Source organism: Seonamhaeicola sp. NFXS20, from assembly GCF_049132085.1.
In the GTDB taxonomy this organism is placed as follows: domain Bacteria; phylum Bacteroidota; class Bacteroidia; order Flavobacteriales; family Flavobacteriaceae; genus Seonamhaeicola.
Genome location: NZ_JAFMPU010000001.1, coordinates 634,571 through 653,461, shown reverse-complemented (window position 1 = coordinate 653,461; position 18,891 = coordinate 634,571). Strand labels below are relative to the sequence as shown.

The following is an 18,891-nucleotide window of genomic DNA, read 5'->3' as shown; positions in this document are numbered from 1 at the left end:
TAGTTCATTATTTGAACAACATCTAAGGTTATTGTATTTTTACTCCCTAATAACTTTTTATGCCCAAAATAAAAGTCATCATTCCTGCTTATAACGAAGCAGACTCTATTGGAAAAGTTATAAAAGATATTCCTAATATTGTTGAAGAAATTATAGTTGTTAGCAATAATTCTACAGATAACACCGAAGCTAATGCTAAAAAAGCTGGAGCCACTGTTTTAACAGAAAACAGAAAAGGTTACGGATACGCCTGTTTAAAGGGTATGAATTATATTGCTGAAAACAAAAAAAAACCTGATATTGTTGTTTTTTTAGACGGTGATTATTCTGACTACCCAGATGAACTCACCAAAATTGTTGAACCCATTATAAACAACAATATTGATTTTGTAATTGGTGCACGTGTAAAAAAATTAAGAGAATCTGGCTCTATGACTAAGCCTCAAATTTTTGGAAATTGGCTAGCCACTACACTTATGAAACTTATGTTTGGTTCAAAATTTACAGACTTAGGTCCTTTTAGAGCTATAAAATATGAAAAACTTTTAGCTCTTAAAATGGAAGACAAAACCTATGGCTGGACAGTAGAAATGCAACTTAAAGCACTAAAACAAAAACTAACCTATACCGAAGTTCCTGTAAATTATAGAAATAGAATTGGAATATCTAAAGTTTCTGGTACGGTAAAAGGTGCTATATTTGCAGGCATAAAAATATTGGGTTGGATATTTAAATACAGTTTTAAATAATGATTATAGAGAGTATTATTATTGTTATTTATACTATTGCCATCTTACTAATCTTTATGTATGCATTGGCGCAATTAAACCTGCTTTTTAATTACATTTCTGCAAAACGAGAAAAAAACGAACCTAAGTTAGATTTATCTAATCCTAAAGAAGTTCCATATGTAACTATACAACTTCCTGTGTATAACGAAATGTATGTTATGGAGCGTTTGTTAGATAACATTGCAAAAATAGATTACCCTAAAGACAAGTTAGAAATTCAAGTTTTAGATGATTCAACAGATGAAACTGTTAAATCTACAGCTGCCCATATTGAAAAACTACAACAAACAGGGTTAGACATTCAGCATATTACAAGAACTAATCGTGTAGGATTTAAGGCAGGAGCTTTAAAAGAAGGATTAAAAAAGGCTAAAGGAGAATTTATAGCCATTTTTGATTCTGATTTTTTACCAAAACCAGATTGGTTAAAACGAACAGTACCCTATTTTAAAGACGAAAAAATTGGGGTAGTACAAACCCGTTGGGGACATATAAACAGAAATTATTCTTTATTAACAAGAATACAAGCTTTTGCTTTAGATGCACATTTTACTTTAGAACAAGTAGGCAGAAATAGTAAAGGGCATTTCATCAATTTTAATGGAACAGCAGGTATTTGGCGAAAAACTTGTATTATTGATGCTGGTAACTGGGAAGGTGACACCCTAACTGAAGATTTAGATTTAAGCTACCGTGCACAACTTAAAAACTGGAAATTCAAATATTTAGAAGATGTTGAAACGCCTGCAGAGTTACCAGTTGTTATTAGTGCTGCTCGTTCTCAACAGTTTAGATGGAATAAAGGTGGGGCTGAAAATTTCAGAAAAATGCTTTGGCGCGTTTTAAAAAGCAACAATATTTCTGCTAAAACTAAAATTCATGGTCTCTTACATTTACTTAATAGCACCATGTTTTTAAACATATTTATTGTTGCTATTCTTAGCATTCCTATGCTTTATATTAAAAATGAATACGCGCACTTAAAACAGTACTTTTTAGTAATGAGTTTCTTTGTATTAAGTACTGTTATCTTCTTTATTTGTTACTGGATTATGTACCGAAACATCTATGGTAAAGGCATTAAAAACTTTATGGGTTACATTGGCATGTTTTTTATGTTTTTCTCAATAGCCATGGGCTTTTCTTTACATAATTCTATTGCCGTTTTAGAGGGTCACATAGGTAAAAAAAGTGCTTTTGTAAGAACCCCAAAATTTAATATTAGTAACTTAAAAGACTCTTGGAAAAACAACAAATACATTAGAAAAAAACTTTCTGCCAATGTTATTTTTGAAGGTGCTCTTATGATTTACTTCGGCTTTGGTATGTATAGTGCCTTTATTGTAGGAGACCAAGGTGGTGATTTTGGACTATTCCCTTTCCACGCTATGTTATGTGCCGGTTTTGGTTATGTGTTTTTTAAATCTATTGCTTCTAAAGTTTAAGCACAACATACTATCTATTTGTAGTCTTTTAGAAATCTTTTTAATGAAATCACAAAAGCTTAATTAAATTAAACTATCTTTTTAGCTTAACAAAACAAGTATGGACATTTTAGGAATAGACATTGGTGGTTCGGGCATGAAAGGTGCCCTAGTAAATATAGAAACCGGAGAACTTATAACCGAACGCTTTAGAATACCTACCCCAGCATCTCGAAAACCAAAGGAAATGGCTAAAGTTTTTAAAGATATAGTTGAGCATTTCGATTATAAAGGACCTGTAGGCTGCGGTTTTCCAACAATTATGAATCATGGTGTTTGCAAGTCTGTAGGTAACCTAAACAAAAGTTGGCTGAATTTAAATGCTCAAAACCTGTTTTCAGAGGCCTGCGGATTACCAGTTACAATAGTTAATGATGCTGATGTCGCAGGATACGCAGTGATGAATTATGGCATAGGTAAAGGCGAACAAGGATTAGTATTAATGATAACCATAGGTACAGGTATAGGTAGCGGTGCATTCTATAATGGCGTTTTAATACCTAATTTTGAACTTGGACAAATACCTTACAAGAAGTATAAAAAAATTGAACGTTATGCCGCCGATTCTATAAGAAAAAAAGAAAAACTAAGTTTTAAAAAATGGGGTGCACGAATAAACACTTTTTTAGAATTGGTAGATTTAATAGTTTGCCCAGACCTGATAATACTTGGAGGAGGCGTTTCTAAGGATTTTGATAAATTTGAAAAACAAATAAAAATTGAAACTCCAGTAAAACCAGCTATTTTGGGCAATCACGCAGGAATTATAGGTGCTGCCGCTGCAGTATCATTTTAAAAAATACTAGAAACTATTTAGTAAATCCCAAATGCCTAATCAGGGAACTTAGCTCTTATCTTATCTAAACTTAAATTATGAATACTCCCTACGTGGGTATGCTGTTTTGATGTATCAGGAACATAAGTTCCGTCTTGCACTTGTCCGCCTATTTTCTGGTAGGCCTCTCTAAAACTTTGGCCTTCTACCACCAAAGTATTAATATTATCTACCGTGAATAAATATTTGTATTTATCGTCGTTTAAGTCGATGTCTTTTACAATAACTTGCTGAATGGCATAATTGAAAATATCAAGAATATCTTTCAATTCTTCAAAAGCCGCAATCATATTTTCTTTTAACAATTGAAAATCTCTATGATAACCACTTGGTAAATTATTGGTTATTAATACCATTTCTGTTTGTAGCGCTTGAATTTTGTTGCATTTACCACGTATTAATTCAAATACATCTGGGTTTTTTTTATGCGGCATTATACTACTACCCGTAGTTAATTCATCGGGGAAGGTAACAAACCCAAAATTCTGACTCATATATAAACACACATCCATAGCAAATCTAGATAGCGTATTAGCTAAACTCCCTAAAGCAGCTGCAATGGTACGCTCATTTTTCCCACGTCCCATTTGTGCCGCTACTACATTGTATTTTAAGGTTGAAAAGTTCATTTCTTTAGTGGTTAATTCCCTATCTATAGGAAAAGAACTTCCGTAACCCGCCGCAGAACCTAATGGGTTTTGGTCTACTGTTTTTAATGCGGCATTAAGTAAATATACATCATCTATCATTAATTCAGCATATGCTGAAAACCATAAACCAAACGATGATGGCATTGCCACTTGTAAATGTGTATAACCTGGTAATAGCTTATCTTTATGGGTTTCTGCTAAATTTAAAAGTGTATCAAAAAGTGTTTTTGTTTTGGCTTGAATGAGCTTTAAATTTTCTTTAAAATACAAATGGCAGGCTACTAAAACCTGATCGTTTCTGGAGCGTGCGGTATGGATTTTTTTTCCAACTTCACCCAAAGTTTTAGTTAACTCAAACTCAATTTTAGAATGTACATCTTCAAACTGGGCATCAATAACAAAGGTGCCATCTTCAATTTGAGATGCTAAAACATCTAATCCACCAAGAAGTTGTTCTAATTCTTCTGTAGTAAGAATGCCTATACTTTGTAGCATTTTAGCATGTGCTTTAGATGCTATTACATCATATTTAGCAATATGAATATCAATTTCGCGGTCGTTACCCACAGTAAATTGCTCTATTTTTTTATCTATTGATATGCCTTTATCCCAGAGTTTCATTTTTTAAAAATGTTTATTTGTTTATACGTTAATTTGTTTAAATAATTACCCGATTTAACAACTCAACATATATTTTAATTCCTTCTTCTATTTCGCTTAAATATATAAATTCGTCTGCCGAATGCGACCGTGTGCTATCACCTGGACCAAGTTTTAAACTTGGACAAGACAACACTGCTTGGTCTGATAAGGTTGGCGACCCATAGGTAGTTCTTCCCATAGCTATTCCTGCTTTTACTAAATCGTGATCTATTGGAATAGAGGATGAATTTAATCGTAAACTACGCGGTGTAATGCTCGTTACAGGCGCTTCTTTTTGTAAAATTTCGGCAATTTCAGTATTAGTGTAGGCATCGTTAACACGAACATCAATCACTAAATTTAAATCTGCTGGAACTGCATTGTGTTGTTTTCCTGCACTTATTTGGCTCACCGTTAACTTTACATCACCCAGAGCTTCAGAGCCTTTTTCAAACTTATAATTTTTAAACCATTGTAATGCTTCAATCGACTTATAAATTACATTATCATCGTTTGGATGTGCTGCATGACTTGGTGTTCCTGTTAATACCGCATCAAAAACCACTAAACCTTTTTCTGCTACCGCTAAATTCATTAATGTTGGTTCGCCTACAATGGCTACATCAACTTTTGGAATGACAGATAGCATACTATTTAACCCGTTTGGCCCACTACTTTCTTCTTCAGCAGAAGCAACAATTACTAAATTATATTTTAAATTTTTTTGATTATAAAAATGAGTAAATGTGGCAATAAGCGACACCAAACAACCTCCTGCATCATTACTTCCTAAACCGTATAATTTACCATCTTCAACAATAGCTTTAAACGGGTCTTTGGTGTATGCAGAATTTGGTTTTACTGTATCATGATGTGAGTTTAGTAATAAGGTTGGTTTATCTTCATTAAAATATTTATTAACTGCCCAAACGTTATTTTTAGTGCGTTTGTAATCAATTTTATATTGCTGAAACCAAGATTCTAAAAGTGTTGCTGTTTGGTCTTCTTCTGAAGAAAACGATTGGGTTTCAATAAGCTTTTTTAAAAGCAGTATAGCATCTTGTGTTAGCTGATTTATCATAAATACAAGGTTGTAAACTTTTGTTCTTTATTACTTATTACCGATGGATTACCTATAAAAACTCTTGATACTCCACTTGATAAAGCATGAAAACAATTTTCTAATTTAGGTAACATACCATCATGAAAAACGCCGTCCTGTTTTAAGACCTCATAGGTTCCAGAATCCATATAATCAATAACCGAATTATCGTCATCAACAGTCATTAAAACGCCATTTTTTTCAAAACAGTAGTACAACTCAATATTATATAATTTTGAAAGTCCGATTGCTAATTCCGAAGCTATAGTATCTGCATTTGTATTGAATAACTGCCCATTTTTATCATGCGTAATAGCACAAAATACTGGTGTAAAATCTGCCTGAATTAGTTTATCAATAGCATTATGTGAGACCGATTCTACATCGCCTACAAAACCAAAATCTATTTCTTTAACAGGTCTTTTTTTAGACGTAATACTATTAATATCTGCTCCGGTAAGCCCTAAAGCATTAATATTTAAAGCTTGTAACTGCGCTACTATGTTTTTATTTACCAGACCGCCATAAACCATAGTAATTACTTCTAAAGTATCGGCATCTGTAATACGACGCCCATTTATCATTTTAGACTCTACACCTAATTTTGATGCTATATGAGTAGCGCGTTTACCGCCACCATGCACCAAAATTTTCTTTCCTTCTAAATTAGAAAAATTTTCAAGGAATGTTTTTAAAACTTTACTATCCTCAATAACATTTCCTCCTATTTTTACTACTGATAATTTTTCTTTCATTCTAAGCTTTTGTCATTATAAGAAATTTATGCCGAAGTAATCTATTCTTAGATTGAGATTGCTTCATTATATCTGCAATGACAGATTATTTATTTTCTAAAATCTTCTTTAATACTAATTGTGCAGCAAAGGTTCTATTATTAGCTTGCTCAATTACTAATGAACTTTCACTATCTAAAACAGCATCTTCTACTACTACATTTCGTCTCACAGGTAAACAATGTAAAAACTTTGCATTGCCTATTTTATCTTTTGTAATCATCCAATTGGTATCTGATTTTATGACTTTTCCGTAATCCTCAAAAGAACTCCAATTTTTCGCATAAACAAAATCGGCATTTTTAAAGGCTTCCTCTTGATTGTGATAAATTGGTGTATTGCCAGTAATTTCGGGATTTAAATCGTATCCCTCAGGGTTTGCAATAACAAATTCAACATCCATTTTTTGCATAGCTTGTGTAAAACTATTGGCTACCGCATGTGGTAATGGTTTAATATGTGGCGCCCAAGTTAAAACCACCTTAGGTTTTGCTTTTTTTGAAAACTCTGAAATGGTTATAGCATCTGTTAATGCTTGTAACGGATGGCCGGTAGCACTTTCCATATTTACTATTGGCACAGAAGCATACTTTTTAAATGCTTCTAAAACCTGTTCGCTTTCGTCTTTTACTTTATCTGTTAAAGTTGGGAATGCTCTAACAGCTATAACGTTGCAATATTGAGATACTACAGCTGCAGCCTCTTTAATATGTTCTGCAGTATTACCGTTCATAATGGTGCCATCATTAAATTCTAAGCCCCAAGCATCACCAGACACATTCATAACAATAGGATTCATTCCTAAATTTAAAGCCGCCTTTTGGGTGCTTAATCGTGTACGTAAACTAGAATTGAAAAACAACAACCCTAAAGTTTTATTTTTCCCTAACTCAATATGCGCTAACGGATCCTTTTTTAATGCTTTAGCTTCTTCAATCCATGTTTTGATGTTATCAATATCTTGTATAGATGTGTAATGCTTCATTTTAAATTTATATTATTTTGGTAAACGGCACCTTGTTTTTCATGGCATTAATAATAAAATTATCTTCTAAACCGTTTACTATCCATGTTTCAATATTTGCTTTTTTGGTAACCTCGGCAGCTTCAATTTTACTTTGCATTCCGCCACTACCATGTGAGGATTTAGAATTAACAACTTGATCTTTTAAAGCTTCAAAATCTGACACCTGTTCTATGGTTTTTGGTGTACCATTTTCCATTGATACTTTGGTATAAATACCATTGGTATTGGTAGCAATAATAAATAAATCGGCTTTTAAAAGTGAGGCTGCTAAGGCTCCCAATTTATCATTATCGCCAAATTTAATTTCATCGGTAGCTACCGTATCGTTTTCATTAATAATGGGAATATAATTGTTATTTACCAAAACGTTAATGGTATTGGTTATGTTTACAATACTTTCTTCTTTTTCAAAATCTGAATACGACAATAAACATTGCGAACTTAAGAGCCCATATTCTCTAAAAATCTCTTGGTAAATTCTAATTAAATGTGGTTGCCCAATAGATGCCAACGCTTGTTTTACAAAAATTTCTTTGCGTTTACTTTCCAGTTTCACAAACTGTTTTGCCACAGCAATAGCTCCAGAACTTACAATAATAAACTCGCAAGTATCTTGAAGTTGCGCAATTTGATTTGCAATATCTTCAATCTTTCCTCTGGAAATATTATCGGTTTCTTTGGTTAAGGTATTAGAACCAACTTTTAGTAATATGCGTTTTTTCTTTTGCATGTTATCTGGTTTGTCCGTTACCAAAAATATACCATTTATTGGTTACTAAATGCTGTAAACCAATAGGCCCACGTTGGTGTAATTTATCTGTGCTAATAGCTAACTCGCCACCTAAACCTAATTGTCCGCCATCAGTAAAACGGGTAGATGCGTTGTGATATACCGCTGCGGTATCTACATTTTCCATAAAAGTTTTGGCTTCGGCCTCATTGGTTGTGATAATTGATGATGAATGCCCGCCAGAATATGTATTTATTTTTGCAATAGCATCGGTATTAGACGCTATTTCTCCAATTACAATTTTATAATCTAGGAACTCTTCGTACCAAATTTCTTCAGATTCAAATCTGGTAATCTCATCAAATTTTGACGTTTTTTCATCTCCTAAAATTTCAACTTTAAATTCTTTTAATTTTGAAATTAATGCTTGAATAAACGCTTCTTTATTAGGAAGATTAGCATCTATTAAAACTTTATCTACCGCATTACACGCCGAAATTTTTGCAGTTTTTCCATTTACAATTACATCTAAAGCAATAGCTGTGTTGGCATTTTTATGAACATACACAAAGTTGTTACCACGACCGCTTACTATAACAGGACATGCTGCGTGTTGCTTTACAAATGCTATTAATCGTTCACCTCCTCTAGGTACAATTAAATCTACTGGTTGGGTTGGCTTTTCTAAAAAGGCCTGTGTTTCGGTTCTATTAAATTGTAAATATTCTACCCAATCTGTAGAAGCACTTTCTTCAGTTAAAGCCTGATGCCACAACGCTACAATTTTTAAGTTAGAACGCAACGATTCTTTCCCCCCTTTTAATAGGATTTTGTTTCCCGACTTAAAGGCGATACCAGCAGCTTCAACCGTAACATCGGGTCTCGACTCGTAAATAATTAATACCGTACCAAACGATGCTGTTTTGTTATAAACCTGCATGCCGTTTTCGTGCTTAAAACTAAAACGTTCAACACCCACAGGATCTTCTTGCGATGCTAAATGCGTTACTGATTTTATCATTTCGTCTACTTTAGCATCATCTACTTTTAAGCGATCGTACATAGAAATGTCTTCGCCTTGATACGATTCTAAATCAACTTTATTAATTTCAATAATTGCTTGCCTTTCTTCTTCTAAAAGTTGTGCCATTTTTAATAAAACAGCGTTTCTTTTTTTAATAGATAGTAAGGTGTTCATTTCTTCTTTTTTTATTGTTTAGCTTATATTCTACAATTATTCTTATTGAATACAGAACTTAGCCTTATAATTTTTTGTTAAACTTTTACAGCACCTTTTTTAAGGCATCAAAAAATTGATTGATATGTGATTTTTCAATGTTTAAAGGCGGTAAAATTCTCAACAACTTTTTGTTTGCTGCACCACCGGTAAAAATATGATAATCGTAAATTAATTTTTTTCGTAATTCGCCTACTTCAAAATCGAATTCAAGACCAATCATCAAACCTCTGCCTTTAATGTTTTTTATTTCTGAAATGTCTTTTGATTTTTCAATAAAATACTCAGACATTTGGTTTACATTATCAATTAAATGTTCTTCTTCGATGGTATTTAACACCGCTAAACCAGCAGCACAAGCCAAATGGTTTCCTCCAAAAGTAGTACCTAACATACCGTATTTAGCTTTGATATCTGGATGAATTAATACACCTCCAATAGGAAAACCATTACCCATACCTTTCGCTATTGAAATAATATCGGGTGTTACATTGTAATGCTGAAACGCAAAAAATTTGCCTGAGCGCCCGTAACCAGATTGCACCTCATCGGCAATAAACATGGTGTTATTAGCTTTACAAAGTGCAAAAACTTGTTCAAGAAATTCTTTACTCCCTTGGTCTAAGCCCCCCACTCCTTGAATAAACTCTACTATTACCGCGCAAACATCGCCTTTTTCTAATTCGGCCTTTACACCTTCAATATCATTTAAAGGCAAAATTGTTACTGCTTGTTGCGCGTTTATTGGCGCTATAATATTTTTATTATCGGTTACTGCAACAGCCGCCGATGTACGTCCGTGAAAGCCTTTGCTAAAAGCTACAACACGCTTTTTGCCAGTTTTAAAAGATGCTAGTTTAAGTGCATTTTCATTAGCTTCGGCACCAGAATTACACAAAAACAATTGGTAATCTTTACAGCCTGAAAGCGATTCTAACTTATTGGCTAATTGTGTTTGTAACGGATTTTGAATAGCATTAGAATAAAACCCTAATGTTTCAACTTGTTTGGTAACTGCTTCTACATAATTTGGGTGTGCATGCCCTATAGAAATTACAGCATGTCCTCCGTAAAGGTCTAGATATTCTGTTCCTTTATCATCGTAAACATGAATACCTTTACCCGAAACAGGTGTTACATTATATAATGGATAAACGTCAAATAATGGCATTTTTTCTTTTTGTTGTTTGTTAATAGTTGATGGTTGCTAGTTAACTGCAAACTACTTACTGTTTAATAAAAACTCTATCAACTGTTTTTAATTTGATTAATTTTTTCAAACGATGCTGTAATACCTTTTATTAAAGACGAACTCAAACCTTGATGCTCCATTTCATTAAGTCCTTCAATAGTACATCCGCTTGGTGTAGTAACCCTATCTATTTCTGCTTCAGGGTGTCTTCCAGATTCTTTTAATAAACTAGCTGCCCCGTAACAGGTTTGTAAGGCTAACTCATGTGCCTCTTCGGCTTCAAAACCTAACTGAATAGCTCCTTGTGTGGTAGCACGTACCAAACGCATCCAAAAAGCAATACCACTGGCACAAATAACAGTTGCGGCTTGTATTTGTTCTTCTGGAATTACCATAGTGGTTCCTAATTGATTAAAAATAGTTTTAGCAAGTTCTATTTTTTCTTCACCTATTGCATTGGCCGATAAGCATGTCATAGATTTTCCTATAGAAATAGCCGTATTAGGCATAACACGAATAATGTGTTTATCTACCCCAATCACACTTTCTATTTTAGAAATAGCAAATCCTGCAGCTACCGACATAACTAAATGTTTTTTGGTAATTACAGGTTCTACTTCCTTCAACACACTTTCTATGTGCTTTGGTTGTAATGCAAAAATTATGACATCTGAATTCATTACCGCTTCTTTATTATAATTGGTAATGGTTACATAATCTTCATCTTCAAAACTTTTTACCGCAGATGTATTTTTATCACTTAAATACAAAGAGGTGAACGACTTGTTTTTAATAAGTCCTTTAGCTATAGAACTCCCTAAATTCCCTGTTCCTATAATGGCTATTTTCATGCTTTGTTGTTTTTATTTTTATGGCGTTACCCGCAAGGGGTCGCGCTTTCCGCTATATCTTTTTTCTCGTACCTCAAAAAAAGGATGCCGCATCAATCGCTAACGCACCACTGTTTCTCTAAAAATATGTTGCTTTTAATTCTAAACCTGTGGTTTCTTCTAAGCCAAACATTAAATTCATATTCTGAACCGCTTGCCCCGATGCACCTTTTAATAAATTATCAATAATACTGGTTATTAGCAATTTACCTTCGTGTATATGTAAATGCACTAAACATTTATTGGTATTTACTACCTGTTTAAGGTGTAAAAAATCATCGCTTACAAAAGTAAAAGCAGCATCTTTATAAAACTCTTTATAAATAGTTTTGGCTTCCTCAATAGTAGCTTCAAAATCAGTATAAATAGTTGCAAAAATACCTCTAGAGAAATTACCCCTGTTTGGCATAAATAAAATATCTGAATTGAAACTATTTTGTAATTGTTTTACCGACTGGTTAATTTCTCCTAAATGCTGATGCGTAAACGGTTTGTAATACGAAAAGTTGTTATCTCTCCATGTATAGTGTGTAGTAGCAGACAATGAAGTTCCTGCACCTGTAGCACCTGTAACCGCATTAATATGCACATCTTTATGTAACAAACCTGCATTGGCCAAAGGCAACAACCCTAACTGAATGCTTGTAGCAAAACAACCTGGGTTAGCAATATAATTAGCACTTTTAATGGCTTCTTTTTGTAATTCTGGTAACCCATAAACAAAAGTTTTACCTTCAAAAACTTTATCGGCTTCCAACCTAAAATCATTTCCTAAATCAATAATTTTTGTGTTATCAGAAAATTTGTTAGCCGATAAAAATTTAACCGAATTACCATGCCCCAAACATAAAAACAACACATCTACATTAGGGTTTACAGTATCTGTAAAGGTTTTATTTAACGTACCTACTAAATCTTGATGTACTTTACTTATTTGATTACCAGCATTACTTGTACTGTAAACAAAATTTATTTCGGCTTCAGGGTGGTTAATTAATAATCTTATTAATTCGCCAGCAGTATAACCAGCGCCACCAATAATTCCAACTTGTATTTTTTTCATTTTATATAGCTTTTAGCTATCTGCAATTGGTGTAAGTTTTTGGTTAAAAATCTAACCTTCAACTAATAACCAATAACTAACTATTTACCTGTTGATATATTTTGTTTTGATTTCCAAGAATTTTAATAAACCCTTTAGCATCATCTGCTGTCCACACTTTGTTTTCTTCACCATAACTACCAAATTTAGCACTCATTAAATCGTGCTCAGAGCTAATACCATCTAAATCAAAGTGGTATGGTTTTAATGTTACAGTTACATCTCCAGTTACTTTTTCTTGACTGCTTTGTAAAAAGGCTTCCATATCTCTCATTACAGGATCTAAATATTGCCCTTCATGCAAATGCATACCATAAAAACTTGCTATGTATTCCTTATGCTGTAATTGCCATTTGGTTAAGGTGTGTTTTTCTAATAAATGGTGCGCTTTAATAGTAATTAAGGCTGCTGCCGCTTCAAACCCTACACGACCTTTAATACCCACAATAGTATCGCCTACATGAATATCTCTACCAATAGCATAAGCCGATGCTAAATTGTTTAACACTTCAATATTAACTTCTGGGTTGTTTTCTACACCGTTTACAGCAACCAACTCACCTTTATTAAATGTAAGTTTAACTTTTTCTTCCTCTGCGTGTTTTAATTGCGACGGATATGCTTCATCTGGCAATGGTTTTTCTGAAGTTAAGGTTTCGGCACCACCAACACTAGTACCCCAAAGTCCTTTATTAATGGAATATTTTGCTTTTTCCCAAGACATATCAATACCATTTTCTTTTAAATAGTCAATTTCTTGCTGTCTGGTTAATTGCTCGTCTCTAATGGGGGTTATAATTTTAATATTTGGCGCTAAAGTTTGAAAAATCATATCAAACCTTACTTGATCATTTCCTGCACCTGTACTTCCATGAGCAATATATTCTGCACCTATACTTTTAGCGTATTCTACAATTTCAATAGCTTGAATAATACGTTCTGCACTAACTGATAACGGATAGGTATTATTTTTTAATACGTTACCAAAAATTAAATACTTCACTACTTTTTTGTAAAATGTTGCTATTGCATTAATGTTTTTGTAAGTGGTAACCCCCATTTTATAGGCATTACTTTCTATATGATCTATTTCTGCTTGAGTAAATCCACCTGTATTTACACTTACTGCATGTACTTCATATTCTTTTGATAAACTTACAGCACAATATGATGTATCTAAGCCGCCACTGTAGGCTATAACTAACTTTTTCATTGTAATTAATTAAATTTTATTTTTAAGAATCTTATTAAATTGATTTATTTTAGATTCAAAATATGGATTAACGTAATATTTATATTTGTATTCATCTCTTAGCTTACCTAGTTTTTCTAAGGTTTCAATTAAAACTGGTGACAAATCTTTTAGTGTAATAAACTGCATACCTAATAACTCATTATTGTGGTGCACGGTGGCATCTTGAGCTATTGAAATAAGAAATTCTTTAGAAAACTTTTTGGTTAAGCAATCCATTAAAAGTAGGCCTAAATTATGATTTCTGTAAGCTTTATGCACCCACAAAGACGAGCGCTCAAAAACCGAATATTTATCAATGGTATGCCTATGTGCAAAAATGTGACCATAGATCTCACCATCTTTCATTATAAGGTAACAACCATTTTTTAAACGATCTTGTAACATACCTACACTGGCATGATACATTGCAGGAAGATTTTTTGTTCTTTCTGAGATTATCTGCAAATTAGTTTTTGAAATCTCATAAGTAAAAACAACTTCTAAACCTTGTAAATCACAATAGGATTTAGCTTCCTCAACCACAATATTTTTATCTATATTCAATATTGAATTCATTTTTCAATAATTATTAAACACTTAAGAACTAATTAAACTCTAAGCATTTAATTAAGCCTTTAAGCTTTGTACTTTTTTATTCTAAATAATAACGAAAATTGAAAGCAGCGGATGCTTTCTTAAACTGAATAGCCCCTAGGGGCGTGGTTGAGGAAAACGCACAACAACAGTTCTAGTAGTGTTTACTAGAACAAAAGAGATAAGAGATATGTTGTTTCCTGTTTTCACTGAATAACTATCTTAACTATTAACTCTAAATCGTCGGCGTGAGCCCCTTTCGTTAATATAAGCAGCAAAATTACAACTAATTATGAATTACACAACTAAATAATTGAAAAATAAACAGGTTTTAAATTAACTTAAAAATGAATTAATAAATTCTTAACTCAACCTCGTTTTTATTTTAAATTTTATTGAAATTAAGCCAATACTCCTACAATTCAATAGAAAACTCATAAAGTATTCACCACACAAATTTTAAGAAACTTTAATCTTCTCAAGAAGTAATCAAGTTTTATTTTTTCAACTCAAAATATCTTGTAGATTTTTGAGTTTCAGTTGGAAAATCTGCAGGAACAGTTTTTTGTGTTACATTTCCAGTTGCAGCCCATTCTGTACCACGTTTTAGTAATGTAATAAACCCAACACATTCAAAGGCTTCTACATCATGCCCTAAGGTTGTATGAAACACTCTGCCTTTTCCATAATCTATAGTCATAACAACAGGTTCTTTTTGCTCTAGTTCTGGTTTTTTAAGCGTTGATACCGCAGTAGATAAAATAGTAACATTTTCTGCAGGTCCGCGTAAAAATGCATAACACTCATCATTGGCATGCATCCATTTTTTTGGTAAACCCTGCGTAATAGCATGAGAATTGTTATAATTAGTTACTACAAAATCTTCGCGCTTACCATGTCTACCTCCTTTACCTTCGGTATAATCTTTTTTAGGCTTATTGTTTTTATCTATGTATAAATATGGTCCGTGTTTTTCGGTTCTTCCGCCCCAGCCACCAATACCAATCATTTGGTTGTAAGCTTGCCATTCTGGAAAACTATTATCGGCAGCATGCACACTCACAAAACCACCACCTTTACGTATGTATTTTTCAAACTTTTTTTGTGTTTTTTCTGGCCAAGGGGCTGCATTATATCCAAAATTTGAAATAACAACATCATACTGACTAAATTTAGGACAAAAATCCGGATCGGTTTTAGGCTTACCTTCAACCCCTTCCTTTACACCAGCCAACTCTAACCAGTCGGAAAATCGCTTACTGTTGTACAAGTATTTAGTCCTTGCAATATCGACCTGAAACAAACCTGTTTCTTCTAAATATTGCTTTATCATAATCGTAGATTTTGGCCAAACATTATGGTTATTCTGCCCATCTACAATTAGAACCTTAATTTTTCCTTTCCCCTCATTCGCGCTATACATATTTGTAAAAAACCATACCGCAAACAATGTAAAAACAACTTTTTTTATCATTTTTGTATTTCTTAATTTAATTCTCTTACCCAAATATTTCTATAACTCACACCACTATTATCTCTGTGGTCTTGAAGTTTTATAGAGGCTTTTCCATGTGGTTTATTTTTAGGCCAACCAATAAATTCGGTTGTTCCTTTTATTTCTGCATGATCTTGAATAAGTACCCCGTTGTGTAACACAGTTATTGTGCCAGATTTTGTTTTATTTCCTTTTTCATCAAACTCTGGCGCATGATAAATAATATCGTAAGTGTTCCATGCTCCTGTTTTAGCCGATGCCTTTGCTAACGGAATAGCTTGTTTGTAAATAGAACCCACCTGTCCGTTTACATAAGTATCGTTATCATTATTATCTAGCACTTGCACTTCATATCTATTTTGAAGAAAAATGCCACTGTTACCTCTATGTTGCCCATTACCCCGAATATCTTTGGGTGATTTCCATTCTATATGTAATTGAATATCTCCAAAATTACGTTTGGTTTGTATATCACCTGCTTTATCTTTTACTGTCATGCTTTTATCAGCTTTCAAAACCCATTGTACTGCCGATGAATCTTTTGATGACACCCACTCATTAAAATGTTCACCATTAAAAAGTACAATAGCATCCGATGGAATTCCTGTAGCTTCATCTACATTTACAACCTTTGGTTTAGGTTCCCAAACTTCTGTTTGTTTTGGCTTTGTAGGCTCTAAAGCATCAACTTGACAAAACCCATGTGCTAAAAATCCTAAAAAACACCATACAACAAGCAGCGAACGTTTCATATAAATCACTTAAATTCCTAAAACACTTTTTAAATAATCCTCATCAATATCACCACCAGCAAAATCATCAAAACTACGTTCTGCAGCCTCAATAATATGTTTCTTTATAAACGGAGCGCCTTCTCTAGCGCCTTGTTCAGACGATTTTATACAACATTCCCACTCCATAACCGCCCATAAATCAAGGCCGTATTTAGTTAATTTGGAAAATATAGCTTTAAAATCTACTTGTCCGTCTCCTAAACTTCTAAAGCGTCCTGCGCGGTCTTTCCAATCGGCATACCCCCCGTAAACACCTTGTCTTCCAGTTGGATTAAATTCGGCATCCTTTACGTGAAACGCTCTAATACGTTCGTGATAAATATCTATAAATGATAAATAATCTAGTTGTTGTAACACAAAATGACTGGGATCATACAATAAATTAGCACGACTATGATTTCCTGTGGCTTCTAAAAAACGCTCATACGAAATACCATCATGTAAATCTTCACCAGGGTGAATTTCGTAACACACATCTACACCATGTTCATCAAAATGATTTAAAATAGGCAACCATCGGTTAGCTAATTCTTTAAAGCCCATTTCTACTAATCCGTTAGGTCTCTGTGGCCAAGGATAAACGGTATGCCACATTAAGGCACCTGAAAATGACGCATGCGATTTTAAACCTAATCGTCCACTTACAGTACCACATTTTTTTACAAAATCTATAGCCCATTGGGTTCTAGCTTTAGGGTTTCCGCGCACATGCTCTGGTGCAAAACCATCAAACATAGTGTCGTAAGCGGGATTTACAGCAACTAACTGCCCTTGTAAATGGGTAGATAATTCGGTGATTTCTAACCCATACGAATTCACTTTACCTTTTAACTCATCGCAATAAATTTCACTTTCGGCAGCCTTTTCAATATCAATTAAGCCTGTCTCCCAAGTTGGTATTTGAATGCCTTTATACCCTAAATCTGATGCCCATTTACACATCCCTTCTAAACTATTAAACGGTGCTTCACTTCCTGCAAATTGCGCTAAAAAAACAGCAGGTCCTTTTATTGTTTTCATGTGCTTTATTGTTTTATAATTTTGGCGTTACCTAAAGGTCGGGCTTTCACTAATCGCTCTCTAAAGAGGAGCTCCAACATACCGTTCAATCCCTAACGCAATGTCTGCCAACTATTGTTTTAATATTAATTTATTTTTGTCCAAGCTGCATTATTCTTATCACTTTCAACCGATGCATAAATAAATTGCATCCCTCGCAAACCATCTTTAACAGTTGGATAATCTGGTTTATCAATGGTTTCTCCTTTTAAAACCGCCATTAAATGTATTGCAAAATTTTTATAGATGGTTGCAAAAGCTTCTAAATACCCTTCTGGATGTCCAGCAGGAATTCGTGAAACATTCAAAGCCTCTTCATACAAATCATTACCATTTGGTGTATATACTTTTACAGGTTTATCTAACCAATGTGTAATTAATTGGTTTGGGTTTTCTTGATGCCATTCCAAACTTCCTTTATCTCCATACACTTTAATAGCTAAATTATTTTCTTCACCCAAAGCAATTTGTGAAAACGACATGGTACCTTTTGCGCCATTTTCCATTCGTAGTAATACATTGCCATCATCGTCTAAAGTTCTTCCTTCACCAAAAACACCTAAATCGGCAGCTAATTCATCAATTTTAAGTCCGGTAATATATTCCACTAAATTTTCGGCATGTGTACCAATATCTCCCAACGCACCACCAATACCAGAACGTTTGGGATCTACTCTCCATGCCGCTTGTTTTTGCCCTGTTTTTTCAACAGCAGTAGACAGCCAACCTTGTAAATACTGCACTTGTACTTTTCTAATACTACCAATATCACCATGATCTACCAAGGCCTTGGCTTGCTTCACCATAGGATGCCCGGTGTAATTATGTGTTAAAGCAAAAAGCTTTCCTGTTTTTTCTACTATTTTTTCTAGTTCAATGGCTTCATCTAAAGTAAGTGTCATTGGTTTATCGCTTACCACATGAAAATCATGTTCTAAAGCCATTTTTGCTGGCGGAAAGTGCATGTGGTTTGGCGTTACAATAGACACAAAGTCCATTCGCTCGCCTTCAGGCAATTCTTTTTCCTTTAAAATCATCTCTTCAAAAGAACCATAGCATCTATGCTCTGGAAGAAACAATGCTTTACCAGAAGCAATTGATTTGTCTGGTGTGCTGCTAAATGCACCACATACCAATTCAATCATACCATCAATTCCAGCGGCTTTTCGGTGCACATCGCCAATAAATGAGCCTGCTCCACCGCCAATCATTCCCATTCTTAATTTTCTATTCATTTTA

18 protein-coding genes are annotated in these 18,891 nt (G+C 33.7%); 3 read left to right on the top strand and 15 right to left on the bottom strand.

Features of this window, described 5'->3' with window-relative positions:
• Window positions 1-59: 59 nt before the first annotated feature.
• From J1D01_RS02865 to ppgK, 3 genes are all read left to right on the top strand, one after another.
• On the top strand, window positions 60-749 hold the full coding sequence (locus J1D01_RS02865; protein WP_421149752.1) for a glycosyltransferase family 2 protein: 690 nt from the start codon (window positions 60-62) through the stop codon (window positions 747-749).
• Window positions 749-2,236, top strand: a complete 1,488-nt coding sequence (locus J1D01_RS02860) for a cellulose synthase family protein (RefSeq protein ID WP_421149751.1) — start codon at window positions 749-751, stop codon at window positions 2,234-2,236. Before J1D01_RS02865 ends, J1D01_RS02860 begins: the two co-directional genes overlap by 1 nt.
• Window positions 2,237-2,336: 100 nt before the next feature.
• The gene (gene ppgK, locus J1D01_RS02855) at window positions 2,337-3,071 is read left to right on the top strand and encodes a polyphosphate--glucose phosphotransferase (protein WP_421149750.1); all 735 of its coding nucleotides are present in this window, start codon (window positions 2,337-2,339) and stop codon (window positions 3,069-3,071) included.
• Between the two features lie 35 nt (window positions 3,072-3,106).
• On the opposite strand, the gene argH is transcribed toward ppgK, so the two are convergent.
• From argH to J1D01_RS02780, 15 genes are all read right to left on the bottom strand, one after another.
• Window positions 3,107-4,381, bottom strand: a complete 1,275-nt coding sequence (argH, locus tag J1D01_RS02850) for an argininosuccinate lyase (RefSeq protein ID WP_421149749.1) — start codon at window positions 4,379-4,381, stop codon at window positions 3,107-3,109.
• Between the two features lie 37 nt (window positions 4,382-4,418).
• Entirely contained in the window at window positions 4,419-5,483 is a 1,065-nt protein-coding gene (locus J1D01_RS02845; protein ID WP_421149748.1) for a M20 family metallo-hydrolase, read from the bottom strand.
• Window positions 5,480-6,259, bottom strand: coding sequence for an acetylglutamate kinase (argB, locus tag J1D01_RS02840; protein WP_421149747.1), 780 nt, complete (start codon window positions 6,257-6,259; stop codon window positions 5,480-5,482). The genes J1D01_RS02845 and argB overlap by 4 nt, the downstream gene beginning before the upstream one ends.
• 85 nt (window positions 6,260-6,344) lie before the next feature.
• Complete coding sequence (locus J1D01_RS02835; RefSeq protein WP_372935194.1) at window positions 6,345-7,283, bottom strand: N-acetylornithine carbamoyltransferase; 939 nt, start codon at window positions 7,281-7,283, stop codon at window positions 6,345-6,347.
• 7 nt (window positions 7,284-7,290) lie between these two features.
• Window positions 7,291-8,055: a glutamate 5-kinase gene (gene proB / locus J1D01_RS02830; RefSeq protein ID WP_421149746.1), complete on the bottom strand. Its 765-nt coding sequence runs from the start codon at window positions 8,053-8,055 to the stop codon at window positions 7,291-7,293.
• Window position 8,056: 1 nt separating this feature from the next.
• Window positions 8,057-9,253, bottom strand: a complete 1,197-nt coding sequence (locus tag J1D01_RS02825) for a glutamate-5-semialdehyde dehydrogenase (RefSeq protein WP_421149745.1) — start codon at window positions 9,251-9,253, stop codon at window positions 8,057-8,059.
• Window positions 9,254-9,338: 85 nt separating this feature from the next.
• Window positions 9,339-10,463, bottom strand: coding sequence for an aspartate aminotransferase family protein (locus tag J1D01_RS02820; protein WP_421149744.1), 1,125 nt, complete (start codon window positions 10,461-10,463; stop codon window positions 9,339-9,341).
• Between the two features lie 77 nt (window positions 10,464-10,540).
• Entirely contained in the window at window positions 10,541-11,335 is a 795-nt protein-coding gene (gene proC, locus J1D01_RS02815; protein WP_372935202.1) for a pyrroline-5-carboxylate reductase, read from the bottom strand.
• A gap of 118 nt (window positions 11,336-11,453) precedes the next feature.
• Entirely contained in the window at window positions 11,454-12,437 is a 984-nt protein-coding gene (argC, locus tag J1D01_RS02810) for an N-acetyl-gamma-glutamyl-phosphate reductase (protein WP_372935204.1), read from the bottom strand.
• Window positions 12,438-12,513: 76 nt separating this feature from the next.
• The gene (locus J1D01_RS02805) at window positions 12,514-13,689 is read right to left on the bottom strand and encodes an argininosuccinate synthase (protein ID WP_421149743.1); all 1,176 of its coding nucleotides are present in this window, start codon (window positions 13,687-13,689) and stop codon (window positions 12,514-12,516) included.
• Between the two features lie 9 nt (window positions 13,690-13,698).
• A complete protein-coding gene (locus tag J1D01_RS02800; protein WP_372935208.1) occupies window positions 13,699-14,286 on the bottom strand; it encodes a GNAT family N-acetyltransferase in 588 nt (195 codons plus the stop codon).
• Between the two features lie 514 nt (window positions 14,287-14,800).
• On the bottom strand, window positions 14,801-15,778 hold the full coding sequence (locus J1D01_RS02795) for a ThuA domain-containing protein (protein WP_421149742.1): 978 nt from the start codon (window positions 15,776-15,778) through the stop codon (window positions 14,801-14,803).
• 11 nt (window positions 15,779-15,789) lie between these two features.
• Window positions 15,790-16,551: a 3-keto-disaccharide hydrolase gene (locus J1D01_RS02790; RefSeq protein ID WP_372935212.1), complete on the bottom strand. Its 762-nt coding sequence runs from the start codon at window positions 16,549-16,551 to the stop codon at window positions 15,790-15,792.
• A gap of 9 nt (window positions 16,552-16,560) precedes the next feature.
• Window positions 16,561-17,613, bottom strand: coding sequence for a sugar phosphate isomerase/epimerase family protein (locus J1D01_RS02785; RefSeq protein ID WP_421149741.1), 1,053 nt, complete (start codon window positions 17,611-17,613; stop codon window positions 16,561-16,563).
• Window positions 17,614-17,738: 125 nt separating this feature from the next.
• Window positions 17,739-18,887 carry a Gfo/Idh/MocA family protein gene (locus J1D01_RS02780; RefSeq protein ID WP_421149740.1) on the bottom strand — a complete coding sequence of 383 codons (1,149 nt, stop codon included), beginning with the start codon at window positions 18,885-18,887 and terminating at the stop codon, window positions 17,739-17,741.
• Window positions 18,888-18,891 lie beyond the last annotated feature (4 nt).

What these genes read in the sequence shown, in the direction of transcription:
- J1D01_RS02780 (WP_421149740.1), bottom strand. Translation starts at nt 18,887, where the DNA reads ATGAATAGAAAATTAAGAATGGGAATGATTGGCGGTGGAGCAGGCTCA.
- J1D01_RS02825 (WP_421149745.1), bottom strand. Translation starts at nt 9,253, where the DNA reads ATGAACACCTTACTATCTATTAAAAAAAGAAACGCTGTTTTATTAAAA.
- J1D01_RS02795 (WP_421149742.1), bottom strand. Translation starts at nt 15,778, where the DNA reads ATGATAAAAAAAGTTGTTTTTACATTGTTTGCGGTATGGTTTTTTACA.
- J1D01_RS02835 (WP_372935194.1), bottom strand. Translation starts at nt 7,283, where the DNA reads ATGAAGCATTACACATCTATACAAGATATTGATAACATCAAAACATGG.
- J1D01_RS02805 (WP_421149743.1), bottom strand. Translation starts at nt 13,689, where the DNA reads ATGAAAAAGTTAGTTATAGCCTACAGTGGCGGCTTAGATACATCATAT.
- J1D01_RS02820 (WP_421149744.1), bottom strand. Translation starts at nt 10,463, where the DNA reads ATGCCATTATTTGACGTTTATCCATTATATAATGTAACACCTGTTTCG.
- J1D01_RS02865 (WP_421149752.1), top strand. Translation starts at nt 60, where the DNA reads ATGCCCAAAATAAAAGTCATCATTCCTGCTTATAACGAAGCAGACTCT.
- J1D01_RS02800 (WP_372935208.1), bottom strand. Translation starts at nt 14,286, where the DNA reads ATGAATTCAATATTGAATATAGATAAAAATATTGTGGTTGAGGAAGCT.
- J1D01_RS02860 (WP_421149751.1), top strand. Translation starts at nt 749, where the DNA reads ATGATTATAGAGAGTATTATTATTGTTATTTATACTATTGCCATCTTA.
- proC (WP_372935202.1), bottom strand. Translation starts at nt 11,335, where the DNA reads ATGAAAATAGCCATTATAGGAACAGGGAATTTAGGGAGTTCTATAGCT.
- J1D01_RS02785 (WP_421149741.1), bottom strand. Translation starts at nt 17,613, where the DNA reads ATGAAAACAATAAAAGGACCTGCTGTTTTTTTAGCGCAATTTGCAGGA.
- argB (WP_421149747.1), bottom strand. Translation starts at nt 6,259, where the DNA reads ATGAAAGAAAAATTATCAGTAGTAAAAATAGGAGGAAATGTTATTGAG.
- argH (WP_421149749.1), bottom strand. Translation starts at nt 4,381, where the DNA reads ATGAAACTCTGGGATAAAGGCATATCAATAGATAAAAAAATAGAGCAA.
- ppgK (WP_421149750.1), top strand. Translation starts at nt 2,337, where the DNA reads ATGGACATTTTAGGAATAGACATTGGTGGTTCGGGCATGAAAGGTGCC.
- J1D01_RS02790 (WP_372935212.1), bottom strand. Translation starts at nt 16,551, where the DNA reads ATGAAACGTTCGCTGCTTGTTGTATGGTGTTTTTTAGGATTTTTAGCA.
- J1D01_RS02845 (WP_421149748.1), bottom strand. Translation starts at nt 5,483, where the DNA reads ATGATAAATCAGCTAACACAAGATGCTATACTGCTTTTAAAAAAGCTT.
- argC (WP_372935204.1), bottom strand. Translation starts at nt 12,437, where the DNA reads ATGAAAAAAATACAAGTTGGAATTATTGGTGGCGCTGGTTATACTGCT.
- proB (WP_421149746.1), bottom strand. Translation starts at nt 8,055, where the DNA reads ATGCAAAAGAAAAAACGCATATTACTAAAAGTTGGTTCTAATACCTTA.